Origin of the sequence: Oceanimonas smirnovii ATCC BAA-899, from assembly GCF_000381965.1 — a bacterium.
Classification (GTDB): domain Bacteria; phylum Pseudomonadota; class Gammaproteobacteria; order Enterobacterales; family Aeromonadaceae; genus Oceanimonas; species Oceanimonas smirnovii.
Window position 1 is genome coordinate 24,886 of sequence record NZ_KB908457.1, and the last position, 16,637, is coordinate 41,522.

The 16,637-nt window shown below is 57.8% G+C and carries 10 protein-coding genes and 1 pseudogene; 2 read left to right on the forward strand and 9 right to left on the reverse strand.

The genetic code is table 11. The features are described 5' to 3' along the window. Positions 1 to 60: 60 nt before the first annotated feature. Together G364_RS0105760 and G364_RS0105765 are read right to left on the reverse strand one after the other, a co-directional pair. Positions 61 to 864, reverse strand: a complete 804-nt coding sequence (locus G364_RS0105760) for a Rossmann-fold NAD(P)-binding domain-containing protein (RefSeq protein WP_019934202.1) — start codon at positions 862 to 864, stop codon at positions 61 to 63. Next, entirely contained in the window at positions 854 to 2,758 is a 1,905-nt protein-coding gene (locus tag G364_RS0105765) for a transglycosylase SLT domain-containing protein (RefSeq protein ID WP_019934203.1), read from the reverse strand. Before G364_RS0105765 ends, G364_RS0105760 begins: the two co-directional genes overlap by 11 nt. A gap of 167 nt (positions 2,759 to 2,925) precedes the next feature. On the opposite strand from G364_RS0105765, the gene hpf reads away from it, so the two are divergent. After that, positions 2,926 to 3,270 (forward strand): ribosome hibernation-promoting factor, HPF/YfiA family, encoded by a 345-nt coding sequence (hpf, locus tag G364_RS0105770; RefSeq protein ID WP_019934204.1) that lies wholly within the window; start codon positions 2,926 to 2,928, stop codon positions 3,268 to 3,270. 123 nt (positions 3,271 to 3,393) lie between these two features. After that, a pseudogene (locus G364_RS17430) lies at positions 3,394 to 4,554 on the forward strand (chorismate mutase); the annotation flags it as partial. A gap of 720 nt (positions 4,555 to 5,274) precedes the next feature. Here the strand turns inward: G364_RS17430 and tilS are convergent. The 7 genes from tilS to lpxA form a co-directional block, all read right to left on the reverse strand. Further along, positions 5,275 to 6,600, reverse strand: a complete 1,326-nt coding sequence (gene tilS / locus G364_RS0105780; RefSeq protein WP_083928703.1) for a tRNA lysidine(34) synthetase TilS — start codon at positions 6,598 to 6,600, stop codon at positions 5,275 to 5,277. Next, on the reverse strand, positions 6,597 to 9,482 hold the full coding sequence (locus G364_RS0105785; protein ID WP_019934207.1) for a ligand-binding sensor domain-containing diguanylate cyclase: 2,886 nt from the start codon (positions 9,480 to 9,482) through the stop codon (positions 6,597 to 6,599). Before G364_RS0105785 ends, tilS begins: the two co-directional genes overlap by 4 nt. A gap of 194 nt (positions 9,483 to 9,676) precedes the next feature. Next, a complete protein-coding gene (gene accA / locus G364_RS0105790; protein WP_019934208.1) occupies positions 9,677 to 10,633 on the reverse strand; it encodes an acetyl-CoA carboxylase carboxyl transferase subunit alpha in 957 nt (318 codons plus the stop codon). Between the two features lie 9 nt (positions 10,634 to 10,642). Continuing rightward, positions 10,643 to 14,116, reverse strand: a complete 3,474-nt coding sequence (dnaE, locus tag G364_RS0105795; protein WP_019934209.1) for a DNA polymerase III subunit alpha — start codon at positions 14,114 to 14,116, stop codon at positions 10,643 to 10,645. Beyond that, positions 14,113 to 14,706, reverse strand: a complete 594-nt coding sequence (gene rnhB, locus G364_RS0105800) for a ribonuclease HII (RefSeq protein ID WP_019934210.1) — start codon at positions 14,704 to 14,706, stop codon at positions 14,113 to 14,115. The genes dnaE and rnhB overlap by 4 nt, the downstream gene beginning before the upstream one ends. After that, complete coding sequence (gene lpxB, locus G364_RS0105805) at positions 14,703 to 15,851, reverse strand: lipid-A-disaccharide synthase (protein ID WP_019934211.1); 1,149 nt, start codon at positions 15,849 to 15,851, stop codon at positions 14,703 to 14,705. The genes rnhB and lpxB overlap by 4 nt, the downstream gene beginning before the upstream one ends. After that, on the reverse strand, positions 15,844 to 16,635 hold the full coding sequence (gene lpxA / locus G364_RS0105810) for an acyl-ACP--UDP-N-acetylglucosamine O-acyltransferase (RefSeq protein ID WP_026344723.1): 792 nt from the start codon (positions 16,633 to 16,635) through the stop codon (positions 15,844 to 15,846). Before lpxA ends, lpxB begins: the two co-directional genes overlap by 8 nt. Positions 16,636 to 16,637: the final 2 nt, after the last annotated feature.

Sequence of the window (16,637 nt, forward strand, 5' to 3'; positions counted from 1 at the left end):
AGTATTCTCTTATGTCCGGTTGAAAACGGGGATCATAATCCTTGCCGCACGGCCTCGCAATCAGCGCCGCGCCTGCAGCCATTCAAACCAGTCGGTCACGCTGTAATCCATGCCCAGCAAGCCGCAGATGGCACTGCCGTCTATGGTCTTGCCGGCACCGCCACCGCTGAATATGGGCGGTGGCAGCTGCTGCAAACGAGCCGCTTCGCGGTAAAAGGCCTCGCGGCTGGGATGATGCGGCGCACTCAGGTTCAGCACGGCCGGCCAGTCATTACGCGCCAGCAGGGCCGGAATAAACCGTAACAAGTCTTCCTGCGCCACCAGATTGACCGGCTCGTCGCCGCCGTCAAACTCCCTGCCCGCCAAAAAGCGCCCGGGCTCGCGGTTGCCGCCCACCAGGCCGGACAGCCGCAAAATAAGCACCTGCCCGGCCCCACAGGCCTGCACCGCTTGCTCGGCGGCCAGCATGCGCTCTCCTCTGGGGCCGTCGGGGCTGGCGTCATGTTCGGTTTTTATGCCGGTGCCGCCATATACAGAGGTGGCACTGGTAAAGATCACGCGCTGAGTGCCGGCAGCCACGGCGGCCTGAGCCAGCTGGCCCAGCCGGCTGGCATAGTTATCCAGTTTGCCAGGCGGTATACACAGCAACAGAGTGTGCGCCCTGAGCGCGTCGGGCCACTGCGCCGGCAGCGGCTGGTTAAACTCCATGGTAATGGCATGCAGACCTTGCTGCTGCAGCCGCTCTGCCTTGGACTCATCCCGGCAGGTGCCACTCACCAGCCAGCCCTGTTGCTGCAATGTGAGCCCAAGAGGCTCTCCCAGCCAGCCCAGCCCGAGTATGGCAATGCTGCGTTCAGTAAACATGGTTCAGCTCGCTTGCTTTAAGAAAGTGGTGCTGCTGGCCCAGCATTTCCTGATACACCACGGAATAGGCCAGCACGTTCTGTACGTATCCGCGGGTTTCCCGATAGGGAATGTTTTCTACCCATACATCCAGCGGCCGGCTGCCACTGCCCGAGAGCCAGCGGTCGATGCGGCCGGGGCCGGCGTTGTAGGCGGCAATGGCCGCAATGCGGTTGCCGTTGTAACGGGCCAGCAGTTCACTGAAATAGCTGGAGCCCAGCTGCACATTAATGCCGGGCACATACACATCGCTGCTGCGCCGGTAGTCACTGATATTGTGCTTGCGGGCAGTTTCTTTGGCGGTGGCCGGCATTAACTGCATCAGACCGCCGGCGCCTACCGGTGAGCGGGCTTCTTCATAGAAGGCGCTTTCCTGCCGGGCAATGGCAAACAGAATGGGCTCGTCCAGCTTCAGCCGGGCCGCCTGCTTGCGAAAAATATCGCGGTAAACAACGGGAAAGCGCAAATCGAGCTGATCCCAGGCCTTGGCGCGAATACTGGCCAGAATGGACTTGTCATGCCAGCCCCGTTCCAGTGCCAGTGAACCCAGCGCCAGTTTTTCCTGCTCATCAACCTTGCTCAGCAGGTGATACCACTCGCTGCGGGCCGCCGATTTATTGCCCAGCGCCAGCCATTCTTCCACCCGCAGCAGGGCCGGCCAGTTTTTAACGGCGGTGCGCCACTCGGGTGCCGGCGGCGGTGCCTTGCGGTTAAGCGCATAGGGCCGCTGGCTGCGCTGGGCCGCCAGAAAGCCGTAGTACTCCCGCTCGGCAGCAGCCTTGGCAAAGGCGGTGGCGGCCTGCTCAGGCTTGCCGGTTTGTTCCAGCGCCCGGCCCCGCCAGTATTGCCAGCGACTGCTGTTTTGCTCCTCGGCAGGAAGACGGTCTATCCAGCCAATCAGGTGCTCCCAGTCCTGCTCCCAGATAGCCAGCCGGGCGCGCAGCTCAAACAGCGCATCGCTGCCCACCTCGGGCAGACGCGTATCCAGCCAGCGACGATATTCATGAGTGCGGTTATACATCAGGCGGCGGGCCAGGCTGCGCTCTATTTCGGCCTGCTGAGCACTGCTTAAACCGGGCTTGCGCTTGAAGCCGGAATACAGCTCCATGGTAAGCGCCGGATCCTTGTCCGCCAGACGGGCCAGCGCCACGGCAATGGCATCACTGTGGCGCTGGCTGCTGCCAAAGCGATCACGTTCAGCCAGCACAGCAGGATTGTTATCCAGCGCCATTAACAACTCGCCGTCGGGGCCGGCGTTTTTACTTAAAAGACCGGTGAGGTATTTAATCAGCCCGCTCTGGCCGTTTTCATAGGCCAGCAGCATACGCTGCCAGATTTGCTCGTCGGTCTGACCGCCTTTGGCCTTCCAGATATCAAATAAAGGATCACAGGCATTGGGGCGGGAGCGGCCGTAATTCCAGAGTTGTTCCGCGCCTTTGAGTGCCTCGGCCTGCTCCCCGGTGGCCCACTTGGCCCGATAGTGAGCACATTGCAACTCTGTGCTGTTGGGCAGCTCGGGATACAGCGCCAGGAAATCACGCCAGCGCTGCTCCCGGGCCAGACGGAACAGATATTGCCGCTCCAGCCGGTCGGCCAGCTGCGAATCGGGGTAGCGGTTTATAAAACCGGTGACATCCTGGCTGCTGAGCGAGCTGAGCCTGTCCGCCAGATAGCGGTAATCCAGATAAGGCACCAGCGGATAGTCATTCAACCCGGCTCTGAGCTGCCGGTAGTGTTCTGTATTATTCTGCTTTAAGGCCTGCTCTGCCTGACGATACTGCTCCCTGAGCGGCGATGCCTGAGCCGTGACTCCCAGAGTAAGTAATAAAATGCCGATTCCTGCCCGTTTGAACACGCTGCTTGCTCCCGCGACGATATAGTAGTGCTATCGTAAGAAATGGCGGCCTGACTGCCAATGCTCCAATGGTAATTTATTCGTTAATTGATCCAGCTCACGACAACATATTACCGAAGGAGTAATCTGAAACCGTAAGCAGACGACAACAACCAAGGGGGTCTTTTATGTCCATTGCCATTTCCAGCCAAGTTATTGACATCACTCCCGCCATCCGTGAACGGATTGAGAGTCGTTTTGAAAAGCTGAACCGGCGTCAGATTGCATTGATCACACCGCATGTGATGATTCAGAAAGAAGGACTGAATTATCTGGTAGAAGCCAGTGCCGGCGTGCCGGGCGAAACCCTGTTTGCTCAGGCAGAAGATGAAAACCTGTATGCGGCTATCAACGATCTTGGTCACAAACTGGAACGTCAGCTAACCAAATACGCAGAGAAGCCGCTGGCCCAGCGTGCCAACGCCGGTCAGCCGGCAGCAGAAGCAGAAGCAGAAGCAGAAAGCGAGGAATAACCGGGTTTTCCAGAAATCACTTGCCTCTGGCACCACTTTTCAGTATGTATATATCAACAGGCCTCCCTCCCACCGGGAGGCCTTTTTTATGTGTGCATGCCGGTGAGGAAGGAAGCCCTATTCATGAAGTTGGACGACATTAGAAGCAAGATCACTAACCTGGACCGAGAGCTGCTGAACCTGCTGGCTCAACGCAAGGCCCTTAGCCTGGACGTGGCCCGCGCCAAGCTGGAAAATCCCCGCCCCATTCGCGATCAGGAGCGGGAGCAGGCGCTGCTGGTGAGGCTGGTGGAACAGGGTCGTCAGCTGGGGCTGGATGCTCACTTTGTTACCCGCATTTTTCACACCGTTATTGAAGATTCGGTACTGTCACAACAGGCACTGCTGCAGGACCTGCTCAACCCGCAGGACGAAGTGCCCGCTATCAGCGTGGCCTTTCTGGGGCTTAAGGGCTCCTATTCCAATATGGCGGCGCGCAAATATCTGTCGCGCTTTCAGGCCCCTCTGATAGAGCATAACTGCGAGACCTTTCAGCAGATATTTGAAACCGTGGAGTCAGGCCGGGCGCAATATGGCATTTTGCCGATAGAAAATACCAGCTCCGGTGCCATTAACGATGTGTTCGATTTAATGCAGCACACCAGTCTGTCGATTGTGGGTGAGCTGACCCAGCCTATAGAGCATTGTCTGCTGGTGGCCACCGACACCAGTGTGGAGCAAATCACCACGCTTTATACTCACTCTCAGCCTTACCAGCAGTGCTCCCAGTATTTAAGCCGGCTGGGCGAGCTGGAGGTGAAGTTCTGCGCGGCATCATCCAACGCCATGGAGCAGGTAGCCAGACTGAAGCGTGCGGACGTGGCAGCCCTGGGCAGTGCCGACGGCGGCGAGCTGCATGGTCTGACACCACTGGTGGAAGGCCTGGCCAACCAGAAGCAGAACATGACCCGCTTTATTGTGGTGGCACGCAAACCCATTGAAGTCGCAGAGCAAATTCCGGCCAAAACCAGCTTTATCATGTCGACCGGCCAGCAAAGCGGTGCCCTGGTAGAAGCCCTGCTGGTGCTGCGCAACCACGGCATTACCATGACCCGGCTGGAGTCGCGCCCCATTATCGGCAATCCCTGGGAAGAGATGTTTTATGTGGATGTGGCTGCCAATGTAAATAGTGCCGATATGCAGGCTGCCATGAAAGAGCTGGGCCGCATCACTCGTTTTATCAAGGTGCTGGGCTGTTACCCCAGTGCCGAGGTGGCTCCCACTCGTATTCCTGCCCGCCTGCTGAACAAGAGCAAAAGCGCCGGCCAGAGCGACGAGCCGGTACGTTATAGCCGTCATTACAAGGCAAACAACACTCAGGTACAGATTGGTCCTTTTATGCTGGGCGACGACGAGCCGCTGCTGATTGCCGAGCTGGCCGGCTGGCCCGGTACCGAGCGGCTGGATGAGCTGGCCCGCAGCATCAAGGAGCAGGGCGGCCAGGTGCTGGCGGTGGATTGCTTCAGTGATGTGAGTGCCGAGCAGGGTTTGAAGCGCCTGCAGCAGTTGCATGCCAGTGCCGACCGCTTTGATCTGGCAGCCATGACCAGGGTGACCAGTGCCGAACAGGTGCACAGAGCCGCTGAACAGGTGGATCTGCTGCTGCTGGATACCAGTGCCGCCGGCAATGAAGCATTGTTAAATGCCGCGGGCCGCTGTACCCGGCCCTTGCTACTGGAGCTGAGTGAAGAGCCCGGGCAAAGTTTACGGTTGGCTCAGCATATTCTGCAGCAAGGCAACCAGCAGCTTGCTCTGCTGGATACGCAGGCCTTACCGCTGGCCCGCCTGCTGGAACTGAGCGGCCAGACCCACCTGCCGCTGGTCAGCCGCTTAAACGGAGATGCCGCCACTCTGCCTCGCCTGGCAGAAGCGTTAAGCGCCACCGGTGTCAGTGGTTTTGCGCTGCCGGTAACCGGCAATGACCGGGCCCTGGAGCAGCTGGCCCAGAGTTTGTACCGGTAACCCCTATTCCCCACTCCCTGTACCCTCGGGTTCAGCGCTGTATTCAATTTTCCAGCCGGGCTGGTGGGGGTTGGCGGCATATTCCTCGCAGATAAATAACCCGAGAGCGGCGACCAGCCGCTCACCGTGCATCAACAAGGGGATCCGCCCTCGCTGCCAGGGCGGTATGCCATATTCCTGCCAGAGTTTTTTCAGCGGCCGCGAGCCGTGCCGCCCTACCGGCTGCCCCCGCAGGCCAGTGATCCCAAAGGCAATATGCAGCTGCTCCGGTGCCATTGTGATATCGGCACCTGCTGTTACCGGCTGCAACTGCAGCCGGCCCACGGCCAGCTCATTCCAGCATCCGGGCTTGATGGTATTCAGAGCCATTGGTTCGCTTTCCCGTGCTGTTACATACAAATGGCCCTGATAGCGGCGCAGCTTGACGCCTTTAATCTCAAGCACAGGGGTTGCATCTTCAGCGGCAAGTGCCAGTTCATTCCAGGCCACCGCCAGCTGGCTGTGACTTAAATGCAGCCCTCGCTCACTCAGCCAATGGCGCAGCGCATTATTACGTCTGGCCAGAGTAAAAGACCGCAAATCAGTCACACTCAAGCCACCGGCACTATTAACCAGCCCGATCAAATCCTGCCGGGCCAGATCCTGTGCCAGCTCCAGCTGCTCAGCACAGAGCGCTGCACTGCGGCTGACGGTGCGTGCAAAGGCCGGCCATTGCGTCAGCAGCCGCGGCAATATTTCATTGCGCAGAAAGTTGCGATCAAAGCGGTTATCGGCATTGGACGGGTCCTCCACCCAGTTCAACCCCTGCTCGGCAGCAAACCGCTCAAGCTCGGCACGGGAAAGATGCAGCAAAGGCCGTAACTGCACGCCCCTGCCCAACGGTTTATGCTCCGGCATGGCAGCCAGACCGGCAATACCTGCCCCCCGCTTCAGGGCCAGCAGCAGGGTCTCGGCCTGATCATCCAGATGATGGCCGGTCAGCAGTGCCGCTCCTGCCGGCAGCTCAGCGGCAAGAGCGGCATAACGGGCATGGCGGGCAGCGGCCTCAAGGCTTACCCGCGGACCGGTTGCCACGGTGACGGTTAACACCCGGCATTCCACCCCCAGACTGGCCGCCACTTGCCGACAGTGCGCCGGCCAGGCATCGGCGGCGGCCTGCAGACCATGATGAACATGCAGGGCGGTCAGCTCACGGCCCTGCTCTCTGGCAAAGCGCGCCGCCAGCGCCAGCAGCACCGTAGAGTCCAGCCCCCCACTGAAGCCGACATAAAGTGGCCCGTTCGGGTACAGATCCTTGAGGCATTGGTAAACATGATGATATTCGTTCATGAAGCAGCTTCTACCCGGTTACGACCGTTATTTTTGGCTCGATAAAGCGCCTGATCGGCTTTGGCCAACAGCCGGTCAGCACTTTCAGTGGCAAACGCCTCAGCCACTCCCAGCGAAATAGTCAGACTTAAGCCCTCGGCAATGGCACTGCAGTCAAAATCCGCCACCCGCTGCCGAATACGCTCACAGACCGCCATGGCATCATGCAGCCGGGTATCGGGAAACAACAGAGTAAACTCCTCGCCCCCCCAGCGTGCCACATAGTCCTGCTCACGCACCTGTGTACTCAGGATTCGGGCCAGCGTTTTAATGGCTTCATCACCCACACTGTGGGACCACTGGTCATTAACCCGCTTAAAGTGATCAATATCAACAACCGCCAGGCAAAACCCTTGGTTTTTATCACTAAAACGCTGCCAGGCCTGAGCCAGCCAGTCATCAAAGGCCCGCCGGTTAGCAAGGCCGGTCAGCTGATCTTCCCGCGCCTGACGTTCAAAGTTCTGGGTTTGCTGTTGCAGCGCTTCGGTTTTTTCATGCACCAGCCGCCGCAGGGTAGCGGCATTATGTTTAAGCATTCGCAGGCGCAGCTGAAATATTCCCCACAGCAGTATCAGTCCGGCCACCGCCAACATTGCCCAGAATAGCGGACGCTGCCAGAAAAAAGGCGCAATATTGAAGCTCAGACTGGCCTGTCGGTCACTCCAGCGACTGTAAGGATAAGCGGCTGCCACCTGCAGACGATAGTTACCCGGAGCCAGATTAGTGTATTCTGCCAGACTCTGATCTCCCCGCTCTACCCACTCCTTGTCAAAGCCTTTCAGCCGGGTGCGATAGCGGATCCGCTCAGGCATCACATACCCCAGACCGGCAAACCCGATTTGTATACGCTCACTACCGGCAGGCAGTTTCAACGGTGTATCTGGCACCACAGGTTGGCCATTCACGGTGACCTGTTCCAGCACCACCGGCAGATTATTTTGAACAAGCTCAGCCAGACGCTCGGGCTGTACCCGCGCCACTCCCATGGCAGTGGCTACCCATATACTGCCATCAGCAGCCAGCGTTGCTGAAGGGCCTGAGCCGCCATTGGCCTGGCTGCTGGCCATACCGTCACCTTCACCAAAGAGTTCAAACGCAATGGCAGCCAGCTCACCATCTGCAGCCTGATGGGCCTGCTGCAAATCCAGCCGCAGTATACCGCGATTGGTCGTCACCCAGATCCCGCCATGATAATCCGCTACCGGCTGAAACATTTTTTCAATGGGCAGACCATGGGGCCGGCCTACCATCGACAGGCTGCTGTCAGTGTAACGGTAACGCAGCAAGCCACGATCCGTCGCAATCCACACCGCATCACTGCCCGGCTGCTGATAAAAACCAAAGGCATATTCGGCATTTTCCTGGCTGTGCAGATCCAGAGTACGAATCCGGGATGGATTCCCTTGCTCAATAATGGCTGCCCCTACCCCGGTTCCTACCCAGATATCATTGTTTTCCGCCTGATGCAGCGCCATCACAAATTCGCCAGGCAGGCCGTCCTGCTTGCCGTAGGTTAATACCCGGCCCTGATGCACCCGGCTCAGTCCTTCCGCGGTGCCCGCCCACAGACTGCCATCCCGTGCGGGTAATATGGCGCGAACCTCATTGGCACTAAGACCCTGCTCCCGGTCGATAATAACCGGCTGCTGTCCGGGTTTGAGTCCGACCAGACCATGGGTATAGGTACCCAACCAGAGAATATCCCCCTGACGGGCCAGACTAAGAATGGACGGCGTCTTGCCATCCGGCAGTAAGACCGGAACGGTTCGGGTGCCGTCAGCATCAATCACGCTCAGGCCGTTGCTGGTGCCTGCCCATACCTGGCCGTTATCGTCGGCCAACACAGAACGCACATAGTTACCTGCCAGCCCCTGCTCCTGAGTAAAGCTGGTAAAAGGGGCATCACGAAGGCGCAGCAAACCACCATTGGTGCCCACCCAGATATTACCTTCGGTATCCTGCAACAACGACAGCACACGGTTATCGGGCAGTCCCTGCTCCATGCCAAGCCGCTCCAGCCCCAAACTGCCCAGCCGCGCCAGCCCGCGATCCGTGGTGCCAATCCAGAGCGCCCCGTCCCTGTCCTGCAACAAGCTGCTGATGGCCTCTTCGGCAAGCTGCGGGTGCATCAATTCAAAGTGATGATCTTTGCTGCCATAGAGCCCTTGAGCCGAGCCTACCAGTAATTGTTCTTCCTGGGTTTGCAGCAGCGCCAGCACAGGAGCGGCGGGAATATGCCGGTTTACACTGATGATATTATTGGGACCAATAACCGCCAGGCCACGGGACGTACCCGCCCAGATCCGCCCGTCACTTGTCTGCAGCAGCCGGTATACCGCCAGCCCGGGCAGGCCCTGTTGCACAGAGAAGTGATGCTGTTCACCTTGAGCGTCGCGCATATAGATGCCGTCCCCTTCGGTGGCAAACCACAGCCGGCCGCGATTATCACGTAACACATGGTTTACCATGGCTGGCAGGTGCTGCTGAGGAAACCAACGAGGATGCTGATAGCGGCTGAAACCGCCTCGGGCACCGACTACCAGCAGGCCGTCATCGTCCAGCGTAAGGCCACGAATACCCGAGTCAGGCAGACCGGTTTGCTCACCACGCACAAAAGTATGAAATCCCCGCCCGTTGTAGCGGGATATTCCTTCCCAGGTGGCAAACCAGAGGTAGCCTTCGGGCGTTTGCGCCATGCTGTTGATGCTGTTGTGAGGCAGACCGTTACGGGTATTCCAGCTGTCCTGGTAAAAGTTCTTCAGTGGCGACTGGGCAGCCGCGGGGGGCAGTGCGATGAGCAGCCAGCAAAAGCCGGCAAGCAGCTGCAGGTGACGGAGGTTCATGTAAACATTCCCTGTTAATTGGTTCCGTTCTTAGCCGGAATATAACAGTTTTGGCCGGAGTTTACTGTGGGTGCGCCTCTTTGAGGAGCTGAGAGCTGGGAGCTGAAAGTCGGAAGTAACAGCCAGGTTGGGACAAGTCCCAACCTGGCTGTTACTTATCGCTTAAAGCTGACAGCTCCCGGCAAAGCCGGGGTTTAGCAGTAACCGTATTTCATCAGGCGCTGATAGCGCTGTTCAAGCAGGGTGTCGGTATCAAGCTGATCAAGGTCGGCCAGATCGGCGACAAGGCGCGCTTTCAGACGCTCGGCGGTCAGTAATGGATTGCTGTGGGCACCGCCCATGGGCTCTTCCACTACGTTGTCGATAAGACCCAGCTCATGAATACGACCGGCGGTAATGCCCATGGCCTCGGCAGCCACCGAAGCCTTGTCAGCACTCTTCCACAGAATAGAAGCACAGCCTTCCGGTGAGATCACCGAATAGGTGGAATATTGCAGCATGTTCACACGGTCACCCACGCCAATGGCCAGGGCACCGCCGGATCCGCCTTCGCCCACTACGGTACAGATGATGGGAGTTTTGAGGCCCGACATCACTTTCAGGTTGCGGGCAATGGCTTCACTCTGGCCGCGCTCTTCAGCGCCCACACCCGGGTAGGCACCGGGGGTGTCGATAAAGGTAAGAATGGGCATTTTAAAGCGCTCGGCCATTTCCATCAGACGCAGGGCCTTGCGGTAGCCTTCCGGACGGGGCATGCCAAAGTTACGCTTTATCTTTTCTTTGGTTTCACGCCCCTTCTGGTGGCCGATCACCATGACCGGACGGCCTTCAAAGCGGGCCACACCACCCACAATGGCCTTGTCGTCGGCATAGGCACGATCGCCGGCCAGCTCGTCGAACTCACCAAACATCATCTCCAGGTAGTCCTGAGTATAAGGACGACGAGGGTGGCGGGCCAGCTGGGAAATCTGCCAGGGACCCAGATTGCTGAACACCTTTTTAGTCAGCTCATCACGTTTCACTTCCAAACGACCGATCTCTTCATCCAGATCGATATCGAGGCCGTCGCCTTCGCCTACGTGACGAAGTTCTTCAATCTGGGCCTGAAGTTCGGCAATAGGTTGTTCAAAATCCAGAAAATGGTGGCTCATGGCTGCCCTCTAGTCAAAAATCAGTTCGACCCTGTCCGCACCCAGCAGGCCCTTTAGCGAATCGAGCATATCGTCAGTGGGGGTTACCCGCCATTCTGTGCCCAGAGTCAGCTCGGCTCGTGCGCCGGGTCGGTGGTAGGTCACACGCACAGGACATACGCCCGCCCTAACCGGCGTGAGTATATCCAGCAATTGAGTAAAAAAGCCCTGTTCTATGCGGCTTTTATCTATATACAGTGCAAGGCCCCGAGCAAACCGCTCCCGGGCATCGCTGATATCAAGCACCTCTCTGGCCGACATTTTAAGGCCTCCGGAGAAGTCGTCAAAGCTGACCTGTCCACTGATAACCAGAATTTTATCTTTTTCCAGCAAAGACTCATAGCGTTCCAGCGCATCAGAAAACAGAGTCACATCCAAACGGCCCGATTTATCATCCAGGGTCAGAATGCCCATGCGGTTGCCCCGCTTGGTGGTCATCACCCTGGCGGCAATCACCAGCCCGGCCACGGTGCTGAGTCTGTCACGCCCGCCGGGCTGTACCTCATTAAGCCGGCCACTGGTGTAATGGCGCAGCTCTCTGGCATATTGGTTAATGGGGTGGCCGGTAAGATACAAGCCAAGAGTGTCCCGCTCTCCTTCCAGCCAGATTTTGTCGGGCCAGTGGGGCACATCGGCAAAAGCGTGCTCCACCTTGTCTTCTTCTACCAGCACGCCAAACATGTCGCCCTGGCCCAGCGCCTCTGCTTTGGCATGCTGATCCGCCGCCTTCATGGCTTCCTCAAGGGTAGCCATCATGGACGCCCGGTGCGGACCCAGCTTATCCATGGCACCCGACAGGATCAGCTTTTCCATCACTCGCTTGTTGAGCTTTTTAAGATCTACCCGGTTGCAGAAGTCGAATAAATCACGGAAGGGACCGCCACGTTCACGCGCAGCAAGAATGGACTCAATAGGTGACTCGCCCACGCCCTTGATGGCCCCGATACCATACACTATGTGACCGTCTTCATTCACGGTAAAGCGATAGCGGCCGGTATTGACATCGGGCGGACTCAGCGTCAGCCCCATGCGCTGGCACTCATCCACCAGCGTCACTACCTTGTCGGTGTTGTCCATATCGGCAGTCATCACCGCCGCCATAAACTCCGCCGGAAAGTGGGTTTTAAGCCACAGAGTCTGATAAGACACCAGCGCATAAGCGGCAGAATGTGACTTGTTGAAGCCATATCCGGCGAATTTTTCCACCAGATCGAAGATCTTCATTGCCAGCTCGCCGTCGATGCCGTTGGCCACAGCCCCCGCTTCAAAGCCGGCCCGCTGCTTGGCCATTTCTTCGGGTTTCTTTTTACCCATGGCCCGGCGCAGCAGGTCAGCGCCGCCCAGCGAATAGCCCGCCAATACCTGGGCAATCTGCATCACCTGCTCCTGATACAGGATAATGCCGTAGGTTGGCTCAAGAATCGGCTTGAGAGAGTCGTGCTGCCACTGTTCATCGGGGTAAGACACCGCCTCACGGCCGTGCTTGCGGTCGATAAAGTTATCTACCATGCCCGACTGCAAAGGCCCCGGGCGAAACAGCGCTACCAGAGCGATCATGTCTTCAAAACAGTCCGGCTGCAGGCGCTTGATCAGGTCCTTCATGCCACGGGATTCCAGCTGGAATACCGCCGTGGTTTCATGGCGCTTGAGCAGCTGGAAAGAAGCCTTGTCGTCAATGGGAATGGCGGCAATGTCGACAGGCGGCTTGCCTTCCTGCTCCAGCCTGGGGTTGATCATGCCCAGCGCCCAGTCAATGATGGTGAGGGTGCGCAGGCCAAGAAAGTCAAACTTCACCAGGCCGGCAGACTCTACATCGTTTTTATCAAACTGGGTCACCGGATGATGACCTTCGGCATCGCAATAGAGCGGGGCAAAATCGGTGATTTTGGTGGGAGCAATGACCACGCCGCCGGCATGTTTGCCGGCGTTACGGGTCACCCCTTCCAGAATGCGGGCCATATCAATCAAGGCACGCACTTCTTCATCCTGTTCGTAAAGCTCAGGCAGCTTGGGTTCAGCCTCAAAGGCCTTGGCCAGGGTCATGCCCGGATCGGGCGGGATCAGCTTGGAAATACGATCCACAAAGCCATAAGGGTGGCCCAGCACCCGGCCCACATCACGCACCACCGCCTTGGCAGCCATGGTGCCAAAGGTAATGATCTGGGATACCGCATCCCGGCCATAGAGCTCGGCCACATGATCGATCACCTCGTCCCGTCTGTCCATGCAGAAGTCGATGTCAAAGTCGGGCATGGACACCCGCTCGGGATTAAGAAAACGTTCAAACAGCAGATCGAATTCAAGCGGATCAAGATCGGTGATCTTCAGGGCGTAGGCCACCAGGGAGCCGGCACCCGAGCCCCGGCCCGGTCCCACAGGAATACCGTTATCCTTGGACCATTGAATGAACTCCATCACGATCAAAAAATAGCCGGGAAAGCCCATCTGGTTGATCACATCGAGCTCAATCTGCAGCCGCTCGTCGTATTCACCGCGCTTTTCGGCGCGCACTGCCGGGTCCGGAAACAAAAACGCCAGCCGCTCTTCCAGCCCTTCTTGCGAGCATTTGACCAGAAAGTCTTCAATGCTCATGTCGCCGGTGGGAAAGTCGGGCAGAAAATATTCACCCAGGCGCACGGTCACGTTGCAGCGCTTGGCAATCTCCACGCTGTTTTCCAGCGCCTCGGGAATGTCGGCAAACAGCTCGGCCATTTCCTCAGCACTTTTAAGATATTGCTCGGGGCTGTAGCGCCTGGGACGGCGCTTGTCGTCAAGGGTGTAGCCGTCGTGAATGGCAACACGAATTTCGTGGGCGTCAAAGTCGTCTTTATCAAGAAACACCACTTCATTGGTGGCCACCACCGGCAGCTGCTGCTCGGCCGCCAGCGCCACCGCCATATGCAGATAGCTTTCTTCATCGGGCCGGCCGGTGCGCAGCAGCTCCACATAATAACGGTCGGGAAAATGCTGCTGATAAAAAGCGAGGCACTGCTCCGCCAGGGCCTGGTTGCCTTTCAGCAGATAAGTGCCCACATCCCCTTCCCGGCCCCCGGACAGCACAATAAGGCCGTCGCTGAGCTCGGCAAGCCAGGCTTTGTCGATCACCGGCCTGTGCTGAATATGACCACGCAGATAAGCTCTGGAAATAAGCTGGGTAATATTCTGATAGCCGGTATTATCCATGGCTAAAAGAGTAAGACGAAACAGCTGCTCGCCCATCTCTTCGCTTTGCAGCCAGAAGTCTGCACCCACCAGCGGTTTAAGGCCTTTTTTATGCGCATCACCATAAAAGCGCACCAGACCACAGAGGTTCATCTCATCAGTCAGCGCCAGCGCCGGATAACCCAGCTCCTGCACTCTGGCGGTGATGGGACCAATTTTGGCCAGCCCGTCCACCATGGAAAAGTCGGAGTGAATGCGAAGGTGAATAAAGCCCGGCGTCATATCCGCTCCAGCGCTCTGGCAACAGGTTTAAAGCTTTTACGATGCTCGGGCAAAGCGCCATGCTCGGCCAGCGCTGCCAGATGTTCCTTGGTGGGGTACCCTTTGTGGCGGGCAAAACCGTATTGCGGATACATGGCATCCAGCGCCAGCATTTCATTATCCCGCGCTACCTTGGCCAGAATGGAAGCGGCGCTGATCTCCGCTACCCGGCTGTCGCCCTTGACCACTGCCTGTGCCGGCATGGGCAGCTCGGGGCAGCGGTTGCCGTCGATAAATACAAAACCGGGTTGCACGGCAAGCGCCGCCACCGCCCGTGTCATGGCCAGCAGGGTAGCCTGCAATATGTTCAGCTGATCAATTTCGGCGGCGGAGCAGCGGCCGATGGCCCAGGCCAGGGCGTGTTCACGTATCAGTGGTGCCAGCTTTTCACGCCTTTTCTCGCTGATGGCCTTGGAGTCGGCAAGCCCCGGAATGGGATGGTTCGGGTCAAGAATAACGGCGGCGGTGACCACGTCACCCACCAGCGGGCCCCGGCCCACTTCGTCAACACCGGCCACCAGCACGCCGCTGGGGTAAATAATGTCGGTCATGATGTTCTTTTTGCCAGCTCCAGCACTGCCAGGGCGGCCTGTTCATCGGCATTGCAACGAATGCGTTTATGCAATTGCGTAAAGTGAGCAATCAGCTCACTGGTGTCGTTATCAAGCAGCTTGCCCACCTCGTCCACTATGTGGCCCGGCGTGCATTCGTGCTGAATAAGCTCGGTCACCAGGGTCTGGTCTGCCAGCAGGTTGGGCAGAGACACATGCTCGGTTTTTACCAGCCGTTGAGCCAGCCAGTAGCTGAAGTCTTTCAGTTTATAGCCCACTACCATGGGCTTTTTGGCCAGCATGGCCTCAAGCGTGGCGGTACCCGATGCCAGCAAAATCACATCGGCGGCGGTCATCACTTCTCGGCCCTGACCTTCTATCAAGATCACCTCAAGATCAGGAGCCACGGTTTTTTTGATGGCCGAAAATTCCTGCCGGCGCTTCTCACTGGTTAATGGCACCACAAATTCCAGTTCGGGGTGGCGCACCTTGAGTTGCTTGCAGGCTTCCAGATACACGGGCGCAAGCAGAGTCACTTCGGCATGACGACTGCCGGGCAGCAGAGCCAGATAGCGGCCATCAGCGTTCAGTCCCAGTCGTTCACGGGCACCCCGTGTGTCGGGCACCAGTGGCATTTTGTCGGCAAGCGTATGGCCGATAAACCGGCAGGGCGCGTCAAAGCGGTCGTAAAAGGCTTTTTCAAAAGGAAGAAAGGCCAGCACCATGTCGGTGGCAGCTTTAATTTTATGGATGCGGTTTTGCCGCCAGGCCCAGACCGATGGGCTGACATAATGCACGGTGGCAATGCCAGCCTGCTTGAGCTTGAGTTCAACGCCGATGTTGAAATCGGGGGCATCGATACCGATAAACACATCAGGCGGATTATCGATAAAGTGCTGAATAATGCGCCTGCGAATGTGCAGAATACGCGGCAGCCGGCCCAACACTTCCACTATGCCCATGACCGCCAGCTCGTCCATCTCAAACAGGGCCCGACAACCTTCGTCCTGCATCTGCGGGCCGGCAATGCCTTCAAAAATGGCATCGGGATGACGGCGGCGCAGCTCGCGAATGAGCCCCGCCCCCAGCGTGTCGCCGGAAACTTCTCCGGCCACAATACCAATACGAAGCGGCACCTCAGGCACGAATAATACCGCGCTCGTTGGCCTTGAGGAAATCGACCATGATGCTTACCTCAGGCTGTGTTTCACACAGACTTTCCAGTACCGGAATGACCTCTTCCACGGTTTTACCGCTGCGAAACAGTTCCCGGTAAGCCTGTTTAATGGCAGAGATGCCTTCCTTGCTGAAGCCGCGACGACGCAGCCCTTCGGAATTGATGCCAAAGGGCTTGGCATAGTGTCCGGCCGCCATCACATAGGGCGGCACGTCTTTATTCAGGGCGGCACAGCCGGCAATAAAGGCATGACTGCCAACCCGGCCAAACTGGTGAATGGCGGCATGACCACCAAAAATAACATGATCGCCAATGTGCACATGTCCTGCCAGAGTGGCATTGTTGGCAAAAATGCAGTCGCTGCCAATGCGGCAGTCGTGGGCCACGTGCACGTTCACCATAAACAGGTTACGGCTGCCGACAGTGGTCAGGCTTTCGTCCTGGGACGTCCCCCGGTGAAAGGTACAGGACTCACGAATCACGTTGTCGTCGCCAATTTCCAGCACGGTGCGTTCGCCGGCATATTTCTTGTCCTGGCAGTCTTCACCGATGGAGGCAAACTGAAAAATACGGTTGCGCTTGCCAATGCGGGTAGGCCCCTTAATCACCACATGAGAGGCAATCTGGCAATGATCACCGATTTCAACTTCCGGACCTATCAGGGTCCAGGGGCCTATCTCCACCCCCTTGCCAATCACGGCATCCGGGTGAACGATGGCGGTTTCATGGATCACTGTACCTTGTTCACTCACAC

Excerpts from the sequence above, each read along its gene's own strand:
- dnaE (WP_019934209.1), bottom strand. The coding sequence starts at position 14,116 with ATGACGCCGGGCTTTATTCACCTTCGCATTCACTCCGACTTTTCCATG.
- tilS (WP_083928703.1), bottom strand. The coding sequence starts at position 6,600 with ATGAACGAATATCATCATGTTTACCAATGCCTCAAGGATCTGTACCCG.
- hpf (WP_019934204.1), top strand. The coding sequence starts at position 2,926 with ATGTCCATTGCCATTTCCAGCCAAGTTATTGACATCACTCCCGCCATC.
- G364_RS0105785 (WP_019934207.1), bottom strand. The coding sequence starts at position 9,482 with ATGAACCTCCGTCACCTGCAGCTGCTTGCCGGCTTTTGCTGGCTGCTC.
- G364_RS0105760 (WP_019934202.1), bottom strand. The coding sequence starts at position 864 with ATGTTTACTGAACGCAGCATTGCCATACTCGGGCTGGGCTGGCTGGGA.
- rnhB (WP_019934210.1), bottom strand. The coding sequence starts at position 14,706 with ATGACCGACATTATTTACCCCAGCGGCGTGCTGGTGGCCGGTGTTGAC.
- accA (WP_019934208.1), bottom strand. The coding sequence starts at position 10,633 with ATGAGCCACCATTTTCTGGATTTTGAACAACCTATTGCCGAACTTCAG.